Source organism: uncultured Tateyamaria sp., from assembly GCF_947497045.1.
GTDB lineage: Bacteria > Pseudomonadota > Alphaproteobacteria > Rhodobacterales > Rhodobacteraceae > Tateyamaria.
Genome location: NZ_CANMEU010000002.1, coordinates 588,010 through 607,028 on the forward strand (window position 1 = coordinate 588,010; position 19,019 = coordinate 607,028).

General features: G+C 62.7%; 18 protein-coding genes. 1 reads left to right on the top strand and 17 read right to left on the bottom strand.

What is annotated here, in order from left to right:
- Positions 1 to 76: 76 nt before the first annotated feature.
- The 15 genes from recN to Q0859_RS06490 all read right to left on the bottom strand — a co-directional run bounded on the left by recN (position 77) and on the right by Q0859_RS06490 (position 14,920).
- Positions 77 to 1,726, bottom strand: coding sequence for a DNA repair protein RecN (recN, locus tag Q0859_RS06420; protein WP_299148803.1), 1,650 nt, complete (start codon positions 1,724 to 1,726; stop codon positions 77 to 79).
- A 39-nt stretch (positions 1,727 to 1,765) separates the two neighbouring features.
- Complete coding sequence (locus Q0859_RS06425) at positions 1,766 to 2,602, bottom strand: outer membrane protein assembly factor BamD (RefSeq protein ID WP_299148946.1); 837 nt, start codon at positions 2,600 to 2,602, stop codon at positions 1,766 to 1,768.
- Between the two features lie 136 nt (positions 2,603 to 2,738).
- A complete protein-coding gene (gene lpxC, locus Q0859_RS06430) occupies positions 2,739 to 3,662 on the bottom strand; it encodes a UDP-3-O-acyl-N-acetylglucosamine deacetylase (RefSeq protein ID WP_299148805.1) in 924 nt (307 codons plus the stop codon).
- 197 nt (positions 3,663 to 3,859) lie between these two features.
- Positions 3,860 to 5,476 carry a cell division protein FtsZ gene (gene ftsZ, locus Q0859_RS06435; RefSeq protein ID WP_299148807.1) on the bottom strand — a complete coding sequence of 539 codons (1,617 nt, stop codon included), beginning with the start codon at positions 5,474 to 5,476 and terminating at the stop codon, positions 3,860 to 3,862.
- Positions 5,477 to 5,650: 174 nt separating this feature from the next.
- Complete coding sequence (gene ftsA, locus Q0859_RS06440) at positions 5,651 to 6,985, bottom strand: cell division protein FtsA (RefSeq protein WP_299148809.1); 1,335 nt, start codon at positions 6,983 to 6,985, stop codon at positions 5,651 to 5,653.
- A gap of 5 nt (positions 6,986 to 6,990) precedes the next feature.
- Positions 6,991 to 7,872 carry a cell division protein FtsQ/DivIB gene (locus Q0859_RS06445; RefSeq protein ID WP_299148810.1) on the bottom strand — a complete coding sequence of 294 codons (882 nt, stop codon included), beginning with the start codon at positions 7,870 to 7,872 and terminating at the stop codon, positions 6,991 to 6,993.
- Positions 7,860 to 8,783, bottom strand: coding sequence for a D-alanine--D-alanine ligase (locus tag Q0859_RS06450; RefSeq protein WP_299148812.1), 924 nt, complete (start codon positions 8,781 to 8,783; stop codon positions 7,860 to 7,862). Before Q0859_RS06450 ends, Q0859_RS06445 begins: the two co-directional genes overlap by 13 nt.
- Before the next feature lie 96 nt (positions 8,784 to 8,879).
- Positions 8,880 to 9,806, bottom strand: a complete 927-nt coding sequence (murB, locus tag Q0859_RS06455) for a UDP-N-acetylmuramate dehydrogenase (RefSeq protein WP_299148814.1) — start codon at positions 9,804 to 9,806, stop codon at positions 8,880 to 8,882.
- A gap of 32 nt (positions 9,807 to 9,838) precedes the next feature.
- On the bottom strand, positions 9,839 to 10,108 hold the full coding sequence (locus Q0859_RS06460; protein WP_299148816.1) for a hypothetical protein: 270 nt from the start codon (positions 10,106 to 10,108) through the stop codon (positions 9,839 to 9,841).
- The gene (locus tag Q0859_RS06465) at positions 10,105 to 10,353 is read right to left on the bottom strand and encodes a DUF2484 family protein (protein ID WP_299148818.1); all 249 of its coding nucleotides are present in this window, start codon (positions 10,351 to 10,353) and stop codon (positions 10,105 to 10,107) included. The genes Q0859_RS06460 and Q0859_RS06465 overlap by 4 nt, the downstream gene beginning before the upstream one ends.
- Positions 10,350 to 10,613 (bottom strand): DUF2484 family protein, encoded by a 264-nt coding sequence (locus Q0859_RS06470; protein WP_299148820.1) that lies wholly within the window; start codon positions 10,611 to 10,613, stop codon positions 10,350 to 10,352. Before Q0859_RS06470 ends, Q0859_RS06465 begins: the two co-directional genes overlap by 4 nt.
- Positions 10,610 to 12,016 carry a UDP-N-acetylmuramate--L-alanine ligase gene (gene murC, locus Q0859_RS06475; protein ID WP_299148821.1) on the bottom strand — a complete coding sequence of 469 codons (1,407 nt, stop codon included), beginning with the start codon at positions 12,014 to 12,016 and terminating at the stop codon, positions 10,610 to 10,612. The genes Q0859_RS06470 and murC overlap by 4 nt, the downstream gene beginning before the upstream one ends.
- The gene (gene murG / locus Q0859_RS06480; protein WP_299148822.1) at positions 12,013 to 13,110 is read right to left on the bottom strand and encodes an undecaprenyldiphospho-muramoylpentapeptide beta-N-acetylglucosaminyltransferase; all 1,098 of its coding nucleotides are present in this window, start codon (positions 13,108 to 13,110) and stop codon (positions 12,013 to 12,015) included. The genes murC and murG overlap by 4 nt, the downstream gene beginning before the upstream one ends.
- Positions 13,107 to 14,270 (bottom strand): putative lipid II flippase FtsW, encoded by a 1,164-nt coding sequence (gene ftsW, locus Q0859_RS06485; protein ID WP_299148823.1) that lies wholly within the window; start codon positions 14,268 to 14,270, stop codon positions 13,107 to 13,109. The genes murG and ftsW overlap by 4 nt, the downstream gene beginning before the upstream one ends.
- Positions 14,271 to 14,392: 122 nt before the next feature.
- A complete protein-coding gene (locus Q0859_RS06490; protein WP_299148825.1) occupies positions 14,393 to 14,920 on the bottom strand; it encodes a redoxin domain-containing protein in 528 nt (175 codons plus the stop codon).
- A gap of 106 nt (positions 14,921 to 15,026) precedes the next feature.
- Here Q0859_RS06490 and Q0859_RS06495 point away from each other — a divergent pair, with 106 nt between their 5' ends.
- Positions 15,027 to 16,202, top strand: a complete 1,176-nt coding sequence (locus tag Q0859_RS06495) for an NAD(P)/FAD-dependent oxidoreductase (protein ID WP_299148827.1) — start codon at positions 15,027 to 15,029, stop codon at positions 16,200 to 16,202.
- A 241-nt stretch (positions 16,203 to 16,443) separates the two neighbouring features.
- On the opposite strand, the gene murD is transcribed toward Q0859_RS06495, so the two are convergent.
- Positions 16,444 to 17,841 carry a UDP-N-acetylmuramoyl-L-alanine--D-glutamate ligase gene (murD, locus tag Q0859_RS06500; RefSeq protein ID WP_299148829.1) on the bottom strand — a complete coding sequence of 466 codons (1,398 nt, stop codon included), beginning with the start codon at positions 17,839 to 17,841 and terminating at the stop codon, positions 16,444 to 16,446.
- Positions 17,842 to 17,932: 91 nt separating this feature from the next.
- Entirely contained in the window at positions 17,933 to 19,015 is a 1,083-nt protein-coding gene (gene mraY, locus Q0859_RS06505; RefSeq protein WP_299148831.1) for a phospho-N-acetylmuramoyl-pentapeptide-transferase, read from the bottom strand.
- Between the last annotated feature and the right edge of the window lie 4 nt (positions 19,016 to 19,019).

Consider the following 19,019-nt stretch of genomic DNA (forward strand, 5'->3'; position numbering starts at 1 on the left):
CATTTACCGTTCCGTCTTAGGGCAAGTCCCGAGGCGGCGATAGCCCGCGTTTTGTCGCGCGGCCTGTGGCGTTGCCTTAACCACTCAGCAGGGCGCGGGCGGCCCCGCGCGCCTCATCCGTGATCGTGTCACCCGCCAGCATACGCGCGATTTCGTCGATACGGTCGGGATCGGCCAGCGGCACCACGCGCGATGTGGTCATGCCCTTCGCCACCTGCTTTTCCACCCGCCAGTGATGTGCGCCAAGGGCGGCCACTTGTGGTGAATGCGTGACAACCAGAACCTGCCCGCCCTGCGCCAGCGATGCCAGCCGCCGCCCCACCGCGTCCGCCGTGGCCCCGCCCACCCCGCGGTCAATTTCATCAAAGATCATCGTCAGGCCCGACTGCTCGCGTGTCAGACACACCTTGAGCGCCAGCAGGAAGCGGCTGAGTTCGCCGCCCGAGGCGATCTTGTTCAGCGCCCCCGCAGGTGCACCGGGGTTGGTGGCCACGGTAAAGGCGACCGCATCACGCCCATCGGGACCGGGTGTTTCTTCGGTGATTTGGGTCGCAAACACCGCCCGCTCCATCTTGAGCGGGGCAAGCTCGGCCATGACCGCCTTGTCAAGCGCCCTGGCGGATTTGGTGCGACCCTCATGCAAAGTGCGGGCGGCGGCATCATAGGTATGTTCGGCGCTGCGCAGTTCTGACCGCAAGCGACCCAGATCGGCGTCGCCCGCGTCGAGGGCGGCCAGCTTGGTGCGCAACCCATCGGCAAAGACGGCCAGATCATCCGGGGCCACGCCGTGCTTGCGCGCCAGGGCGCGGATCGCAAACAGGCGCTCCTCCGCATCCTCCAACTCACTGGGGTTGAACGACATCTGATCAAGGGCGCGGGCGATCCCCTCACTGGCTTCATCCACTTCGACCATCGCACGGGCCAAGGCGGCGAGCGGGGCGTCAAGCTGGGTCTCGGCCTGCTCTGCCACCCCGTCAAGCCAGCGCAAGGCGTCACTCAGCGCACCCTCCGCCCCGCCCTGCCCAAGGATCTGTTGCGCACGCTGGACATCTTCGCGGATGCGCTCGGCCCCTTGCATCATGCGGCGGCGGGTGTCGAGTTCGGCCTCTTCCCCGGCTTGTGGATCCAGCGCATCCAACTCGGCAACCGCATGGCGCAAAAACTCTTCTTCGGCGCGGATCGCCTCCATCTCGGCCTCGGCTGCGGCAAGGGCTTTCCTCGCCTCGCCCATGGCACGCCATGTTTGACGGGTGCGGGACCGGGCAGCCCCAAGACCCGCAAAGTCGTCCAGAATCGCACGGTGACCGCGCGGGTTCAGCAGGCCGCGATCGTCATGCTGGCCATGCAATTCAATCAACGTCTCACTCAGGGCGCGCAGCACCTCGCCCGAACAACGCCGGTCGTTGACCCAAGCCGTCTTGCGCCCATCTGCGGTATTCACGCGGCGCAGGATCAATTCGTCACTGGTGGGCAGCCCCGCCTCCTCCAGCACGGCATGGGCCGGATGGCCGTCAGGCAGGTCAAACCACGCCGTCACCTCGCCCTGTTTGGCCCCTTGCCGCACCAGTTCGGCCCGGCCCCGCCATCCAAGCACAAAGCCAAGCGAATCCAAAAGGATAGACTTGCCCGCTCCGGTCTCTCCCGTCAGCACGTTGAGACCGGGCTGGAACACAAGCTCCAACCGGTCAATGATCAACATGTCCGAGATATCAAGCCCGCGCAGCATCTGTTCAGCCCATCAGGTGGCAGACACCCGCCCCATTGTTTACAGCCAGCGACCCTGGACCGTCTGACGATAAACCTGCGCCAGCCAACCATTGCCGCGCACCCGCGGTTTCAGGCCCTTCCCGGTCAGCAGCCTGAAGCTGTCCTCGTACCAGTCCGTCGACTGATAGTTGTAGCCAAGGATCGCACCAGCGGTTTGCGCCTCATCTGTGAGGCCAAGGGACAGGTAGCTTTCGACCAAGCGGTGCAGCGCCTCGGGCGTGTGGCTGGTGGTCTGGAAATCCTCGACCACCACGCGGAACCGATTGATGGCGGCGGTGAAGTTGTCACGACGCAGATAATAGCGTCCGATCTCCATTTCCTTGCCCGCAAGATGATCAAAGGCGAGGTCGAATTTCAGGATCGCGGATTTCGCATATTCACTGTCGGGATAACGCTCGATCACTTCGCGCAAGGATTGGAGCGCCTGAAAGGTCAGACCCTGATCCCGGCCCACTTCGTCGATCTGATCATAATAGCTGAGCGCGAGCAGATATTGCGCATAGGCGGCGTCATCATCATCGGGATAAAAGTCGATGAACCGCTGTGCGGCGGACCGACTGTTGGGATAATCCTTGTCTCGGTGATGCGCAAAGGCCTGCATAACCAGCGCACGGCGCGCCCAGTCAGAATAAGGATAAAGCCGCTCGATCTCGGAGAAATAGAAGGCCGCCTCGGTCGGATTGCCCTGCTCCAGTTCGAACTCACCACGCTCAAAGATCTGCTCGGCCGCGAAGGTTTCTAGCGGCACCTCCTGGCGATTGAAGAAACTGCCCGTCGTGGGACGATCGCTGCCGCCCCCACACGCGGACAACATTGCCGTGACCCCTAGGATCATCGTGAACCGGAAAAAGGATTTACCGCCGATCATACCCTGCTACCCCCAAGAAACGCTCAACATCGCCCTGTTCCAGGCTGTTTGCCTGTCTGTACCACAAACATAACCAAGGATAAAATGACGTTTTCGCCCTCGTTCAGGCAACTGCCGGAATCTCGTCCCAAACGAGGCCTGCACCGGGCAGCATTGCCGCCTGTTTGTCCGAACAGGTCACCATCCGGAACGCATCGGGGGTCGCAAAAACCTTGCGCAACAACTGATTGGTCAGCGTGTGCCCTGCGCAGATGCCTGTGTAGTGACCGATCACCGGGGCACCGGCCAGCGCCAGATCTCCCAACGCGTCCAGCATCTTGTGGCGCACGGGTTCGTCCGAATGGCGCAAACCGCCGGGGCTCGACACGCGGTCGCCGTTGAACACGACCGCGTTCACACCGGGCGCACCACCCAAAGCCAGACCGCTGGCCTGCATCCGCTCAACATCATCCTGACGGCAGAAGGTACGGCTGTCGCTCAACTCGCGCGCAAAGCTACCATTGGACATGTTCAGCGACTTGGACTGACGGCCAATGGCGCTGTCCTCGAAATCGATATGGAAATCGATGCGCATCACGTCCGTCGGGGCGAGGGTCGCAGTTGCATCCCCTTGCGTCACGGTCACGGATTTCAGAATTTCGATGGCCCGGATCGGGGCACCCAGACGGCGCAGGCCGCGCTGCATGATGCCACGCACAAACGGCACAGCTGACCCATCAAGGATCGGAACCTCGGGGCCATTCACTTCGACCAATGCATTGTGCACGCCGCAGCCTGCGAGGGCCGCCATTATATGTTCGACTGTACCAACGGACACGCCAGCATCGTTCACAAGCGTCGTGCAAAGGGGGGATTGGTGGACCACATCATAGCGCGCGGGGATCATCGTGTCGCCGGTTTCGATGTCTGTCCGGCGAAACCAGATCCCATGTTCGGCGGTGGCCGGACGAATCGTAAGGTGCGCAGGTTTACCCGAGTGCAAGCCGCACCCTGTAAAACTCACTGGCCCTTTGACTGTCGCTTGCACTGGACCCACCCACTCGCAATTTCTGACTGACTGACAGTTATTGCGGTGCAGCAAAACACTCAACTCAATCTTTGCAACGGTCTGAAACATGTGCAACATATCAAGGCGACATAACGCGCACGAAAATACAAACCATTGTTTATAAACGGAAAAAGGGCCGCCCTTTGGCGACCCTCTCTTTTGTTCGTGACCAAAATTTAGTTGGCTTGGCGCCGCAGGAAGGCCGGAATTTCAATCCGCTCCTGTTCCGGGTCTACAGCCTCGGTTGGTTGAGGCGCAGGCGCAGGGGCCGGAGCCGCCCCACGAGTCTGAACGGGCGGCTGTTGGCGCGTCGGCGCGGGCGCAGGAGCCCCTTCGGGCGTGCCCGTCATCCGGTTGATCAATGAGTTGATGCCGAACCGCGGTTTTTCCGCACTGGGTTGTGCCGCCGGGGCGGGCTGCGGTGCGGGTGCGGCCTTTTGCGTGGCGGCGCGCAGACGGGCCAACGCCTCGGGCGATGGTGTGCCGGGGGCCGGCGCGCGCGGTGCGACGAAGTTTTCAGCAGGCTGCATTTCAGGTTCGGGCGTTGGTTCGAACGCGGCAACTTGCGGCTGATAGGCCGGGGGTGGCAGGTCATCTTCGGCAGCGACGGGTGTGTCATCCGCAAAGATATCCTCGGCCATGTCCTGTGCGGCGGCCTCGTTCACATCAAGTTCCTGAAACAGCGATGGCTCTTCGGCGGCTGCGGCCACGGGAGCAGATGCCGGTTCTGCCATCGGTGCAGCGGGTGCGGGCGCTTCGGCCGCGACCGATTGCGCCAATGGTGCAGCCATCGACCGGCGCGGCACCGGCATTTCGGAGTGTACGTCGCTGGCGTCGATGCCCGTGGCAACCACGCTGACGCGCATCATGCCTTCCATCGCCGTGTCCAGCGTCGAACCGACGATGATGTTGGCGTCCGGATCGACCTCTTCGCGGATGCGGTTGGCCGCTTCGTCGAGTTCGAACAGGGTCAAATCGTGAGCGCCGGTGATGTTGATCAGAACGCCCTTGGCACCGCGCAGGCTGATTTCGTCCAGCAGCGGGTTCGCGATTGCCTTTTCGGCGGCCTGGATCGCGCGATCTTCGCCGTCCGCCTCGCCCGTGCCCATCATCGCCTTGCCCATCTCGTCCATCACGGCACGCACGTCCGCAAAGTCGAGGTTGATCAGGCCCGGACGGACCATCAGGTCGGTCACGCCTTTGACGCCTTGATAAAGCACATCGTCAGCCATCGAGAACGCCTCGGTAAAGGTCGTCTTTTCATTGGCCAGACGGAACAGGTTCTGGTTGGGAATGATGATCAGCGTATCGACCATCTTTTGCAGGGCATCGACACCGTCTTCGGCCTGCTTCATCCGCTTGGCCCCTTCGAACTGGAAGGGTTTTGTCACAACACCGACGGTCAGCACACCCAACTCGCGGGCGGCCTGGGCGATGATCGGCGCGGCACCTGTGCCGGTGCCCCCGCCCATGCCAGCGGTGATAAAGCACATATGCGCACCCGCCAGATGATCGACGATCTGCTCAATTGATTCTTCGGCCGCCGCGGCCCCGACAGAGGCGCGCGCCCCGGCCCCGAGGCCTTCGGTGACCTTGATCCCCAACTGCACCCGGTTCGTCGCGGCGGACTGTTGCAGCGCCTGCGCATCGGTGTTGGCAACGACGAAATCGACGCCATCCAGTTGTTTTTCAATCATGTTATTGACGGCGTTCCCGCCTGCCCCACCGACGCCAAACACGGTGATGCGTGGTTTCAGCTCGTCATGTCCGGGCAACGATAGGTTCAAGGTCATGGATCAGTCCGCCTGTCTGGTTTGCCGCATTCGCGGGTGTTTTTGTGCCTAAATTCCCACAATCCTACTGTTTTGTGGCCCCAACGTCACCCTTAAAACGCGGATTTACCGCAAAATATGGGCAAATTCTTGCTGTCGTTCACTCTATGTCCACCGAACATCCAGATATTGCGCTCACCAGTTGTCCCGGAACCATTTTACAGCCCGGCGCAGCGACCGCGCCGGATAGCGATCATGCGGGATATCGAAATCCCACCATTCGTCCTGTGGATGGGCCGCAAACAGCGCAAGGCCCACGGCGCTGGCAAATCCCGGCCCCGTGGCGGCTTGCGGCAGTCCGTGCACCCGAAGCGGACGGCCCAGGCGCACCTGCTGGCCCAAAATCTTGCTGGCCAACCCGTCGAGGCCGGGGATCTGGCTGCCCCCGCCCGTCAGCACGATCTGCTGGCTTGGCAGGTGGTCAAACCCGGCGGCATCCAGACGGGCGCGGACTTCTTCCAGAATTTCCTCGACCCGAGGACGCATGATCCCGATCAACTCGGCGCGGCTGGCTGTGCGACGGTCATGTTCGTAATCACCGGTATCCCCACCGATCTCGATCATCTCACGGTCATCCATGCCCGTGGCCTGAACGCCGCCGTAGAATGTCTTGATCCGTTCGGCATTGGCCGTGGGCACTTGCAGGCCCATCGAAATATCCGAGGTCACGTGATCGCCGCCCATGCGCACCGCATCCGCATAGATCATGTGTTTCTTGATAAAGATCGACACGCCGGTAGAACCGCCACCAAGGTCGATACAGGCCGCGCCAAGCTCTTGCTCATCTTCAACCAGCGCAGCAATCCCGGACGCATAGGCCGAGGATGCAATCCCGGCGAGCTCCAGATCACAGCGTTTCACGCAATGGGCCAGATGCTGCACCGCGGGCGCATCCACCGTCAGCATGTGCATGTCCACGGCCAACGCATTACCCAACTGCCCGCGCGGGTCCGACAGGCCCGAGCGGTGATCGAGCGCAAAATTCACCGGCTGCGCGTGCAGCACCTCGCGGTTTTCGCCGTAATCCGGCACATCGCATTGCGACAAGACACGGGCCACATCCTGTTCTGACACCACCTGCCCTTCCAGATCGACCTGCGCGTCCAGACCATAGCTGCGCGGCTCGGCCCCAGAGAAACAGGCGATCACATGATCAACACGGATGTTTGCCATCTTTTGGGCTGCTTGCAGGGCAGTGCGAATGGCACGTTCGGTCTCCTGCATCGCGCAGATCTCGCCAAAACGAACCCCGCGCGAGCGGGTGGTGGCCGCGCCGATGACCCGGAATCCCGACTGCCCGGCCAATGACCCGATCTCGCCCTCTTCGCCCAGTTTGGTGGTGCCATCAAAGCGCAGCACAAGGCAGGCGATCTTGGAACTGCCCACGTCCAGAATGGCGACAACCCCCCGCTGCATCGCGATCTTGCGCATGTTCCGCATGCTGCGTTGGCTGTCATATAGATCGGTCATAACTGTCACTCGGTCCCGGAATTCAACTGTCGGATACGCCACCATTCTTCGGTGGCGGTCGTGTTCATGCGCACGGTCGGGCGGCCTGTCAGACGCAGATCAATGCGGGCGATGTCGCGGCTGAGGACTTCGTCCACACCGTGCAGGGCAATCACGCGTTCAAGCGCCCCCACCGGGTTTTCGACCGGAAGCATGATGCGCTGGTCGCGATCCAGCACCACGTCCCACCGCCGATCGCCAAGACGGACAAGGCCGCGCAGTCGATTGCCCAACGGGGCCCCGGCCCGCACCAGCGTCAGCGCCTCGTGCACATGGGCCGGGGCACCGTCGCCTGCAATCACAGGCAGGTTGGGCCGCAAACCACGGCGCGCGATGGGGCCAACATGCACACCGCTTTCGTCGATCAGTGTCAGACCCTCGGGCGTGCGCCAGATCGCAACAGGCACGCGCGGGATCAGATCGATTTGCAGCACACCGCCGGGGCGAATGCGCACGCTCGCCTCGCGGATGGGCGGCATTTCAAGGATCCGCGCCCGCATCGCAGCCGGATCGAGGTCAAAAGACGAAATCGGGAAATCCAGCGGGATCGCGGTGCGGATCGCATCGGCCAGTTCCGGGTCACCCCCGTCAATGGCCATCAGATTGACCATGAATTCGGGGCGCTGCTCGATGCTGGCCCGCGTCTCGGCGACCGTGTCGCGGATTGCGGCCTGGGTGTCCGGATCCGACAGGAACCACGTGGCCGCCCCAAGTGAGACCGCAAAGGGCAAGCCTGCCCGCAAGGTCAGGCGGAACAGCGGCGTCAACATCAGCCGCTGCATCCGGTAAGACCACCGCGAGGGGGCCGGGTCGGCCTTGGGGCTACGGCGGCGGTTCAACGATGGCATGAGGCGTCCTCCACCATCCACACGCACAGCTCACCAAAGGAAATGCCCGCGGCCAGCGCCTGCTCCGGGGTCAGGGATGTGGGCGTCATGCCCGGCTGCGTGTTGGTTTCCAGCAGGATCAGCCCGTCCGCGCCCTTGTCCTCATCCCACCGGAAATCGGTGCGGCTGACACCGCGACAACCCAGGGCGTTGTGGGCGCGAACCGCATAATCAAGGCAAAGCTCGGTGATTTCGGTGGGCACATCGGCAGGGATCACATGGCGCGACCCGCCCATCTTGTACTTGGCATCATAGTCATACCAGCCGTTGGTGATGATATCGGTCACACCGAGCGGACGCGTGCCCATCACGGTCGTGGTCAACTCGCGCCCCGGCGCAAAGGCTTCGACCATCACATCGGCAGGCATGTCGAGGCTGAGTTGCGGGGGACCATTGGCCGCCTCATGCACGAGATAGACACCAACGCTTGAGCCCTCATTGTTGGGCTTGACCACATAAGGGGGCTGCATCACGTGGCGCGCACGCACGTCTGAGGCGGGCGCAATGATGCTTTTGACGACAGGCAGACCGGCGGCGATATAGACGTCCTTGGTGCGCTGCTTGTCCATGGCCAGCGCCGAGGACAGCACACCGGAATGCGAATACGGAATGCCCAGCCATTCGAGCATGCCCTGCACGCAGCCGTCTTCACCCCACCGCCCATGCAGGCAATTCAGAACCGCGACTGGTTTTTCGGATGCAAGAACAGAAGCGAGATCGGGGCCTGCATCGACCTCGACCACCTCATATCCCCGGTCCCTCAAGGCGGCTGCGCAGGGTTTCCCGCTGGACAGGGACACCTCGCGTTCAGCCGAGGGGCCACCCATCAATACAACCACTTTTTGGGACGTCCTGCTCGACTGACCCGCCATGTGCCTCTCGTCTCGGAGCCCGTTTTCGGGCCCTCATTGGTTATCGCCGATATTTGATTTTTATGTTCGGCCCGCCTTGCCCATAGTGCCGGTTTTTTACTGCCCCGGTTCACCTATGCGCATAATTTCCCATTCTAGCGTGATACCACTGGAATCGTAAACCTTTTTCCGCACCTCTTCGCCCAATCCTTCAAGATCGGCTGCGGTGGCACCTCCGGTATTGATCAGGAAGTTGGAATGTTTCTCGCTCATCTGCGCCCCCCCGCGCATGGCACCGCGCAGGCCCACGTCGTCAATGACCTTCCACGCCTTAAGGTCATGCACGTCATCCGCGCGGCCCGTCGATGAAAAGCCCGCCGGGTTGCGGAAGGTCGAACCTGCACTGCGATCCCTGGTGGGTTGGGTCGCGTCGCGCTTGGCCAGTTGATCCTCCATCCGCGCATGCAGCACCGCCGCCTCGGCCAAAGGCGCACGCAACGTGACCGAGGTCAGCACCGCACCCTCGGGCAGATCGGACTGGCGATAGCGGAAATTCATGTCATCGGGGCCAAGGCGGATCAGGCTGCCATCGCGCAGCACCGCCTCCGCCCCCCCGAATACGTCCGCGGTGTAGCTGCCATAGCAACCCGCATTCATCCGCACCGCCCCTCCAATCGAGCCGGGGATCGTGCGCAGAAAGGTCAGATCGGCACCCGCATCCGCCGCCCGGCGTGCCACATGCGCATCCAATGCGGCGGCCCCCGCGGTGACGGTCTCACCCTCGACGGTGATGCCGTTGAACCCGCGCCCAAGCCGGATCACGACAGCGCGCAAGCCCCCGTCGCGCACGATCAGATTGCTGCCAACCCCCATGGGAAAGACCGGCACCTCGGGCGGGAGTGCGGCCATGAACGCCTGCAAATCCGCGACATCAGTGGGCTGGAACAGCCAGTCTGCCGGTCCGCCCACGCGCAACCATGTGAGGGTCGAGAGGTCCTTGTTCGGGGTCAGGGTGCCGCGCACCTGTGGCAGATCATAACGCATGTGGCGACCCTTGGCCTGTTGCGCAGGCGCGGTCAAGTCGCCCGGGTACGGTCCCGCAGCAGCCATGCAAAGATCGCGCCACCCACCAGCCCGGTCGCAGCCGTTGGCGCAATCAGATAGGACAGCAGAATAAAGCCGACCCCGTCACCGGGGTGGAGGCCCGCTGGCGCAAAGCTGGTATAGAGCGTCAGACTGATCAGCATCAGGAACCCCGCCAGCACCAGCAGCGGGCGGCCACGGCGCACCAGTATGAACGCAAGCACGCAGCCCACGGCAACAGATGTGATCGCAAGCCCGGTCATCGCACGATCCGTCCCTTGATCCAGCGGCCCAGATAGATGACGGGCCAGCGCAGGATGCTCATCCCCGCCGCAAGCACCAGCAGCCCGGCCCACGGCCCGTGTTGCCATGTGACATAGCCCACAATCGGGATGCCGATGGCGATCAACCCATAGGCGTTTGTCCAGTGATTGTCCCGACTTGGGAACATCGCCATCACATTGGCGGCAAGGCCCCAGAGACAGGCAAGGATCAGGGATAGGCTCATGGGCGCAGCTCCGGCGGAAGTTGGGGGTTTTGACCACGGGCCTTGGCCCAGAAATAGCGCAACGGATTGCGGAACATCGACACGAATGCGGCCAGCGCCAGCGCGCCCGCCCACCATGCAACACTGATCCCGATCCAGAGGATCAGGACAGGGGCGGCAATCAACAGGGTGATGCCGGGGATATATTGGCGACGCATGGGCAGCATTGCGACCAAAGTGGCAGCAAAGACCCATCCGATACAGGCGAACGCAAGGATCATGCGGCCCCTTTCTGCAAGCGGCCCGGCAAGGCATTGGCCCAGGCCGAGATCGTTCCAGCCCCAAGGCAGACCACCATGTCACCGGGACGTGCCTGTTCGCGCACCAACCGTTCCAGATCGTCCTCGCCCATCACGGCGCGCGCATGGCGGTGACCATGGCGGATCAGGCCCGCAACCAGATCATCGCGCGATGCACCCTCAATCGGGTCCTCGCCAGCCGAGAAGATGTCGGTAATCCCGACCACGTCGGCATCGTTGAAACAGGCACAGAACTCATCGAAATGATGGTGCAGCCGGGTGAAGCGGTGCGGCTGATGCACCGCGATCACGCGACCTGTCGTGGCTTGGCGGGCAGCTTTGAGCACGGCGGCAATCTCCACCGGGTGGTGACCATAATCATCAATGATCGTGACCCCCTCAATCTCGCCCACGCGGGTAAAGCGGCGGTTAACGCCGCCGAAATTGGCCAGCGCGGTGCGGATTTCCTCGCCCTTCATGCCCAGATGGCGGGCAACGGCAACGGCCGACAGCGCGTTCGAGACGTTGTGATCGCCCGGCATCGGCAGGGTGCAGCCTTCGATCACCATATCCTCGCCCTGAAGCGCGACATCGAAATGCGCCACGCCCGCCTTGTAAGTCAGATTGATTGCGCGCACGTCCGCCTGGGCGTTGAAGCCATAGGTGATGACACGCCGGTCGGTGATCTTGCCCACCAGCGCCTGCACTTCGGGGTGATCGGTGCAGCACACGGCGACGCCGTAAAACGGGATATTCGAGGTGAAATCAAGAAAGCCCTGCCGCAGGTTCTCGATGGTGCCCCAGTGTTCCATATGCTCGGGGTCGATGTTGGTCACGATGGCGATGGTGGCGGGCAGGCGGTTGAAGGTGCCGTCGCTCTCGTCGGCCTCGACGACCATCCACTCGCCCTCGCCCTTGCGCGCGTTGGAACCATAGGCGTGGATGATGCCGCCGTTGACGACCGTGGGGTCAAAATTGCCCTCGTCCAGCAATGCGGCGACCATGGTGGTCGTGGTCGTCTTGCCGTGGGTTCCGGCCACCGCGATGTTCGATTTCAGGCGCATCAGTTCGGCCAGCATTTCGGCACGGCGCACAATGGGCAGACCCAACGCGCGGGCCGCATCCAGTTCCGCGTTGCCCGGTTTGATAGCGGATGAGATGACGACCACAGCCGCCTCTTCGACGTTCCTGGCCGTCTGGCCGACAAAGATATGCGCGCCCAGTTCAGCCAGCCGGTCGGTGATGGGCGAGCGTTTGAGGTCAGAACCCTGCACGCGGTAGCCGTGGTTCAGCAGCACCTCGGCAATGCCTGACATGCCAATACCGCCGATGCCGACGAAATGGATGGGGCCCACGTCTCCGGGCAGTTTGGTGGCAGCATTCATGTCTGGCCCTTCTCGGCTAGGATTTCGACCATGGCGGCCAGTGTTTCGGTGGCGTCGGGTTTGGCGACGCTTTGTGCGGCGCGCGACATCTGCAATGCGCCGTCGGGGTTGTCGAGGACGGTTGCAATCTGTGCCGCAACGGCATCCACGCTGAGCTGACTTTCGGGGATCAGGATGGCGGCGCCCGCATCGACAAGGCTGCGCGCATTCAAGGTCTGATGATCACCTGTGGCCACGGCATAGGGGATGAGGATCGACGGACGCCCAATGATCGAGATATCCGCGACCGAAGATGCCCCCGCGCGGCTGATCACCAGTTGCGCCTCGGACATGCGGCGCGGCACGTCCTTGAAAAAGGGCTGCACATCTGCGGCAATCCCATGTTCGTCGTAAAAGGCGCGCACGCGGTCTTCATCCTCACCGCGCGCCTGATGGCTGACACGGATATTTTTGAGCCGATCCACCGGCAGGCTCGCAATCGCGGGCGGGATCACATCCGACAGGATGCGAGCCCCTTGGGAGCCGCCGATCACCAGCACCTCCATCGGGTAATCACCGGGCGCGATATACCCAGACCCTGCCCGTTCCAGCACCGCGCCGCGCACAGGATTGCCCACATGGATGCCCTCGACACCTTCCGGCAATTCGGTCGGCCATGTCCCGCAGGCCACCGCATCCACGCGGGACGCAAAGACCTGGTTGACCCGGCCAAGGACGCCGTTTTGTTCATGGATCATGCGCGGCAGGCGCAGCAGGGTGGCCGCCGCCATCGCCGGGATCGTTGGATAGCCGCCAAAGCCGACCACAGCCGCAGGCTTGTCCCGCATCATCTTGAACACCGCGCTGACCACCCCCGCCCCGATCCGAAACGGGGTCGCGGCCTTGGCCGGCAAACCGCCGCGCGCAAAGGTGCTGGAGGATATCTGTTCGATCTCGGTCGTGTGGGGGAAGCCACCGGTATAGCGCGCGCCGCGCGCATCCGTGCTCAGCTTGACCCGCCAGCCACGCGCCAGCATCGCTTCGGCCAAGGCTTGGGCCGGGAACATGTGCCCGCCCGTGCCGCCCGCCGCGATGAGGAGCAAGGGCTGGCTCATCTGCGCCGCCCCAGAAGGTCCGAAATCTCGCCCTGTGGGCGGGTACGGGTGAAGGCGAGCAGCATGCCCACCGCGATGCCCGAGGCGATCACCGAACTGCCCCCGTAGGACACGAAGGGCAAGGTCATGCCCTTGGCGGGCAACAGGCGCACAGCCACACCCATGTTGATCATGGCCTGCACCCCGAACATGCAGGCCAGCCCCGTGCCCGCAAGGCGAATGAACGGATCCCGCTCGCGCACAAGGCGCAAGAGCGAACGCACGACGATGCCAGTATAAAGCGCGATGATACACAAAACGAGGATCAGCCCGTATTCTTCCGCCGCCACGGCAATGATGAAATCCGTATGCGCATCGGGCAGCGACCATTTCACTTGCCCCTCGCCCACGCCCACACCAAACAACCCACCTTCCTGGATGGCGTTGGTGGCATAGCCAAGCTGTGTGCGCGGATCGACATCCGGGCTCAGAAAGCCGTCAATGCGGCGCGCAAAGTGCTCGGAATTGGAATAGGCGATGGTGCCCGCAAACACGACCATGCCGGCCATGCCGACAAGCAGGACCATGGGCGCGCCCGCCACGAAATACATCACACCCCAACCAAACAGGACAAGACAGGCCTGACCAAAATCGGGTTGCAGGGCGAGCATCAGAACGATGGAAATACACAGCGCGAACGACCAAACCTTGCCCGGCGGGCCGTTGATGTCCTGACTTGCGGCCATCATCCAGGCGGCGGCCACGACAAAGCCGGGCTTGAGGAACTCTGAGGGTTGGATTGAGGCAAAGCCAAGCGAATACCACCGCATCGCACCCTTGCCAAAGTCGGTGCCAAAGAAGGGCAGCAACGCCAGTGCGACAAAGGCGACCACAAAACCAAGCACCGCCAGGCGACGCACCAGCACAGGCGTCATCATCGACGTCAGGATCATCGCAATCAGCGCACCCACCCCGAACACCGCCTGTCGGATCACATAATGAAAGGGGGGAAAGCCGTTCTTTTCGGCCAGTGGCACCGAGGCCGCAAGCCCAAGCAACAGCCCGATCGCAAACAGGATCAGCACGCAGCTGAGCGACCATTTGTCGATGGTGCGCCACCATTTTGGAAGAATGGGTTCGCCGTCCCGGATAGGAACCGCGCCATAGACCATTTCTGTCATGATCTGCCGCCTCACTGCTGTCACTGCCTCTGGCCCTCGGTGTATCCCCGAAGTGCCGTCGCGCAAGCATAGCGGCAAAATGTGGCGCGGGCTAGCCCTTGTTCGGCTGGCCCGCACGGTGGTTAGGCGGCTTTATGCGTGCCGCGAATGGGGTAGTCATTTTCGCGGACGAACCTGATGCCATTCAGCGTCCCCTCAAGCCCCGGGCGCAGGAAGGGGGCGTTCGACACATCCACCATCTGGATGACGCCATCAGCGTTGATCACGAACAGCCCCGGCTCGGCAAAGGGGCGGTCGGTTTCCTGCGGGCCGCGCGGATCCGACACATACAGGCCAAGAGCATCCATCTGCTTGAGTGTCAGGCCGTAACCCACTGGCATTGTGAGGCTTTGCTCATCCGCCATGGTCTGGGCCTTGTCCTTGGGATCGCCCGACACGACAACCACATCAACGCCAAGGTCGTGGAATTTGGTCTGCATCCCTTCCAATTCCGCGAGGTAGCGTTTGCACAGCGGACAATGCAGGCCGCGATACACAATCACCAACTGCCAGTCGTGCCCGCCCTGCGGGTCGCCCAATGTCGTGGTGTCCCCGGCAAGGGTGTGAACTTCGGTCCTGGGAAAGACGCTGCCTGCGGCCAATGCGGTCATCTCGAATTCCTTTCGGGTTTTTTGCTGCTTCAGGACGTAAGCCTGCGCCGCCGCGCCGCAACCCCTGCGCCTTGACCCTTTCTGTGCAATCCTGCACGCACGGGTCATGGACTACGATACACTTGTCATCGGGGCTGGCGCGGCTGGCATGATGTGCGCCGCCCACGCTGGCGGGCGTGTACTGGTCGTGGACCACGCCAAAGCGGCCGGAGAAAAGATCCGCATTTCAGGCGGTGGGCGGTGCAATTTCACCAACATGTATTGTGAACCTGCGGCGTTCCTGTCGCAAAACCCGCATTTCGCAAAATCCGCATTGGCGCGCTACACGCAGTGGGATTTTGTTGCGCTTGTGGATGCCCACGGGATCGCGTGGCATGAAAAGACGCTCGGGCAGTTATTCTGCGATGTATCGGCCAAAGAGATCATCGCCATGCTACACGGGCTGATGCGAGGCGCGGGTGCGGAGCTGCGCTTGCGCACCTCTGTCAGCGATCTTGCAAAGACGGCGGACGGGTTCACCGCCACCGTGACGCAGGACGATAAGGCAAAGCCAATCACCGCTCGCAATGTGGTGGTCGCCACGGGCGGGAAATCCATCCCCAAAATGGGCGCAAGCAGTTTTGCCTATGACATCGCGCGCCAGTTTGGGCATGCACTGACCCCGCTTGAACCCGCATTGGTGCCCTTCACCTTCGCTGATCGCCGGTTCGCTGACATTTCGGGTGTCGCCTGCCCGGCCCGAGTGACAGCCAATGGCCCCGCCTTTGACGAGGCAGTGCTGTTCACCCATCGCGGCCTGTCCGGCCCTGCGATCCTGCAAGCGTCGAGTTATTGGGATGCAGGCCAGTCGATCCGCCTGCATCTGGTGCCCGAGGCGGACCTTGGGTCCGCCTTACGCGACAAGCGGCGCACGGAAGGGAAAAAGGCACTGACCACCGAATTGGCGCGGCATTTGCCGACCCGGCTCGTCGATCACCTGAGCACACAGATGGACCTGTCGGGGCGCTTGGGCGATGTCTCGGATGCACGGATTGACGCGCTGGTGCATGATCTGTCCCATTGGGCGCTCACGCCTGACGGCACCGAAGGGTATCGCACCGCTGAAGTCACACGCGGCGGTGTGGACACGGACGGGCTGAGTTCCAAGACGATGGAGTCCAGGACCACACCGGGCCTCTATTTCATTGGCGAGGCGGTGGATGTGACGGGCTGGCTCGGCGGGTACAACTTCCAATGGGCCTGGTCCTCGGCCATGGCCTGTGCGAGCGCGCTTGAGGACTGATCTCTGTCTCGGAGCCGCCGTTGCCTGCACCCGAACGGTCAGATGAAGGCGCGCGCATCAAGGCAAATCGCCGAGGGCCCCCGGAACGGGGAGACGGCTATTTTCCTTGAGGGGCGGGACGTCATCTGGCAGGCACGGGATCAGGCAAGGGTGGATGCGAGACAGATTTCTGTCTTGGTGAGCCAGCAGCTGACTATCCCAGATCAAGAATGTCGTGTGCGCGTCAGCGCGCTCCGCTGGATCAGAGGCGGCTGGTGACTTCAGCCACGAAATCCTCGCCCCGTCGCTCGAAGCTGTCATATTGATCAAAGCTCGCCGCCGCAGGGGCCAGCAGCACCACGTCGCCGGGTTCCGCATCCGCCATGGCGGCCTCGACGGCCGCCTTCATCGTACCACACACTTGCGCTTCGACATCCAGTTGCATGGCGAACTGCGCCGCCTCGCGTCCGATCACATAGGCCTTGCGCACCGACCCTGCCGCCGCCTCAGCCAGCCCGCCAAGCCCGCCCTCTTTCTGCAACCCGCCGCAAATCCAGCGCACATTCTGAAAGGCGGCCAGCGCCTTGGCCGCGCTGTCCATGTTCGTGGCCTTGCTGTCATTGACATAGCGCACGCCGTCCGCCTCGGCGATCAGCTGGCTGCGATGTGGCAACCCGGCAAAGGTGCGGAACGCGCCCTCGATCACCTTCGGGGCCACGCCCACCGCGCGCGCCGCCGCATAGGCCGCGCACGCGTTCTGGTGGTTGTGCGCACCCGGCAATCCGGGGACCTCGCGCAGATCAATCGAAGCCACCTGCCGCCCTTTGCGGGTTTCCGACAGAAACCCCTTGCGCGCAAAAACCTGCCAGCCGGGGCCGTTCAGCTTGGCCTCGACCGAAACGCGGATCACCCGATCATCGCCGCACCCTTCGCTCAGTTGGTTGGCGAGATAGCGCCCTTCGGCCTCGTCCACGCCAATCACGGCGCGGTCGGGTCCACCTTCGGAAAAAAGGCGGCGCTTGGCTGCGAAATACCCCCCCATGCCTGCATGTCGGTCCAGATGATCCGGGCTGAGGTTGGTGAAGACCGCCACATCCGGCGTCAGCGCACGGGCCAGATCGGTCTGATAGCTCGACAGCTCCAGCACGATAATTTCACCGTCATGGGGCGTATCCAGATCAAGCACCCCACGCCCGATATTGCCAGCCAGTTGGCTGGGCCGGCCCGCGACCTCCATGATGTGATGGAGCAACGCGGACGTAGTGGATTTGCCGTTCGATCCGGTGACCGCGATCACGCGCGGGGGCGTGTCGAGCGCGCTCGATTCCGGGGTGGCAAAGGATTGAAAGAACAGCCCGATGTCGTTGTCGACCGGGACACCGGCGGCGAGGGCCGCAGCCACCACCTGGTTGGGTGTGGGGTAAAGGTGCGGGATGCCGGGGCTGACGATCAGCCGGGCGATGTCATCGAAGGCGTTTTGTTTTTTGAGGTCGGTGCAGGCGAACCCTTCGGCTTCCGCCACCGCCCGCGCGTCCGGATTGTCATCCCAGCAAATGGGCTGCGCCCCGCCTGCGGCGAGCGCGCGTGCCGCCGACAGCCCTGAGCGCCCGAGCCCCAATACGGCGACGCGTGCGCCTGTGAGGCCTCGCACCGGGATCATAAGGGCGCGCCTTTGGTCCGGGTGGAAACGAGGGGCCAGCCCCTCGCGCTCCCCGCGGTATTTTTGGTCAAAAGAAGGGGCGAGGCGCGCATTACCGCACCTTGAGTGTGGCAAGGCCGATCATGGCGAGGATAAGTGCGATGATCCAGAACCGGATCACGATCTGCGGCTCGGCCCAGCCCTTTTTTTCGTAGTGATGGTGGATCGGAGCCATGAGGAAGGCGCGCTTTCCGGTCCGTTTGAAATAGATCACCTGGATCATCACGCTGAGCGCTTCGGCCACGAATACGCCACCAACGATGGCGAATACGATTTCATGTTTGGCGGCCACTGCGATTGCGCCAAGCGCGCCCCCAAGGGCCAGTGAGCCTGTATCCCCCATGAACACAGCCGCCGGAGGGGCGTTGTACCACAGGAACCCGAGCCCCCCACCGATGATCCCCATCGTGAACACCAGCAACTCGCCTGTGCCGGGCACATAGTGCAGCCCAAGGTCTTCGGTAAAGTCCACACGCCCCACCACATAGGCGATCACCCCAAGCGTGCCCGCCGCGATCATCACCGGCATGATCGCCAATCCATCCAGCCCGTCCGTCAGGTTCACCGCATTGGCCGAGCCCACGATCACGATGATCGAGAAGGGGATGAACATGAGGCCGAGATTGATCAGCACATCCTTGAACACCGGTACGGCCAATTGGCTTTGCAGCCCATCAGGGTGCGCCAGAGTGGAGAGGTAGGCCGCAATCGCCGCAATCAGAAAGCCCAGAAGCAGACGCACCCGGCCAGACACGCCCGCCGTCGTCTGTTTGGACACTTTGGCATAATCATCCGCAAATCCGATGAGGGCGAAAGACAGCGTGACCCCCAGAACGATCCACACAAATGGATTGTCCAGCCGCGCCCAAAGCAAGGTGGATGTGACCAGCGCGCCCACGATCAGCAGCCCGCCCATGGTCGGCGTGCCGGCCTTGGCAAAGTGCCCCTCGGGGCCATCATCGCGGATCGGCTGGCCTTTGCCCTGACGCCGACGCAGCACGTTGATCAGGGGTCGCCCAAAGATGAACCCGAACAAAAGTGCCGTCAGAAACGCGCCCCCGGCGCGGAACGTGATATAGCGGAACAGGTTGAAAAAATCCCCGCCATCGGAAAGTGCCGTCAACCAATAGAGCATTGCT

What these genes read in the sequence shown, in the direction of transcription:
- recN (WP_299148803.1), bottom strand. Translation starts at nt 1,726, where the DNA reads ATGCTGCGCGGGCTTGATATCTCGGACATGTTGATCATTGACCGGTTG.
- Q0859_RS06425 (WP_299148946.1), bottom strand. Translation starts at nt 2,602, where the DNA reads ATGATCCTAGGGGTCACGGCAATGTTGTCCGCGTGTGGGGGCGGCAGC.
- ftsZ (WP_299148807.1), bottom strand. Translation starts at nt 5,476, where the DNA reads ATGACCTTGAACCTATCGTTGCCCGGACATGACGAGCTGAAACCACGC.
- ftsA (WP_299148809.1), bottom strand. Translation starts at nt 6,985, where the DNA reads ATGACCGATCTATATGACAGCCAACGCAGCATGCGGAACATGCGCAAG.
- Q0859_RS06445 (WP_299148810.1), bottom strand. Translation starts at nt 7,872, where the DNA reads ATGCCATCGTTGAACCGCCGCCGTAGCCCCAAGGCCGACCCGGCCCCC.
- Q0859_RS06450 (WP_299148812.1), bottom strand. Translation starts at nt 8,783, where the DNA reads ATGGCGGGTCAGTCGAGCAGGACGTCCCAAAAAGTGGTTGTATTGATG.
- murB (WP_299148814.1), bottom strand. Translation starts at nt 9,806, where the DNA reads ATGCGTTATGATCTGCCACAGGTGCGCGGCACCCTGACCCCGAACAAG.
- Q0859_RS06460 (WP_299148816.1), bottom strand. Translation starts at nt 10,108, where the DNA reads ATGACCGGGCTTGCGATCACATCTGTTGCCGTGGGCTGCGTGCTTGCG.
- Q0859_RS06465 (WP_299148818.1), bottom strand. Translation starts at nt 10,353, where the DNA reads ATGAGCCTATCCCTGATCCTTGCCTGTCTCTGGGGCCTTGCCGCCAAT.
- Q0859_RS06470 (WP_299148820.1), bottom strand. Translation starts at nt 10,613, where the DNA reads ATGATCCTTGCGTTCGCCTGTATCGGATGGGTCTTTGCTGCCACTTTG.
- murC (WP_299148821.1), bottom strand. Translation starts at nt 12,016, where the DNA reads ATGAATGCTGCCACCAAACTGCCCGGAGACGTGGGCCCCATCCATTTC.
- murG (WP_299148822.1), bottom strand. Translation starts at nt 13,110, where the DNA reads ATGAGCCAGCCCTTGCTCCTCATCGCGGCGGGCGGCACGGGCGGGCAC.
- ftsW (WP_299148823.1), bottom strand. Translation starts at nt 14,270, where the DNA reads ATGACAGAAATGGTCTATGGCGCGGTTCCTATCCGGGACGGCGAACCC.
- Q0859_RS06490 (WP_299148825.1), bottom strand. Translation starts at nt 14,920, where the DNA reads ATGACCGCATTGGCCGCAGGCAGCGTCTTTCCCAGGACCGAAGTTCAC.
- Q0859_RS06495 (WP_299148827.1), top strand. Translation starts at nt 15,027, where the DNA reads ATGGACTACGATACACTTGTCATCGGGGCTGGCGCGGCTGGCATGATG.
- murD (WP_299148829.1), bottom strand. Translation starts at nt 17,841, where the DNA reads ATGATCCCGGTGCGAGGCCTCACAGGCGCACGCGTCGCCGTATTGGGG.
- mraY (WP_299148831.1), bottom strand. Translation starts at nt 19,015, where the DNA reads ATGCTCTATTGGTTGACGGCACTTTCCGATGGCGGGGATTTTTTCAAC.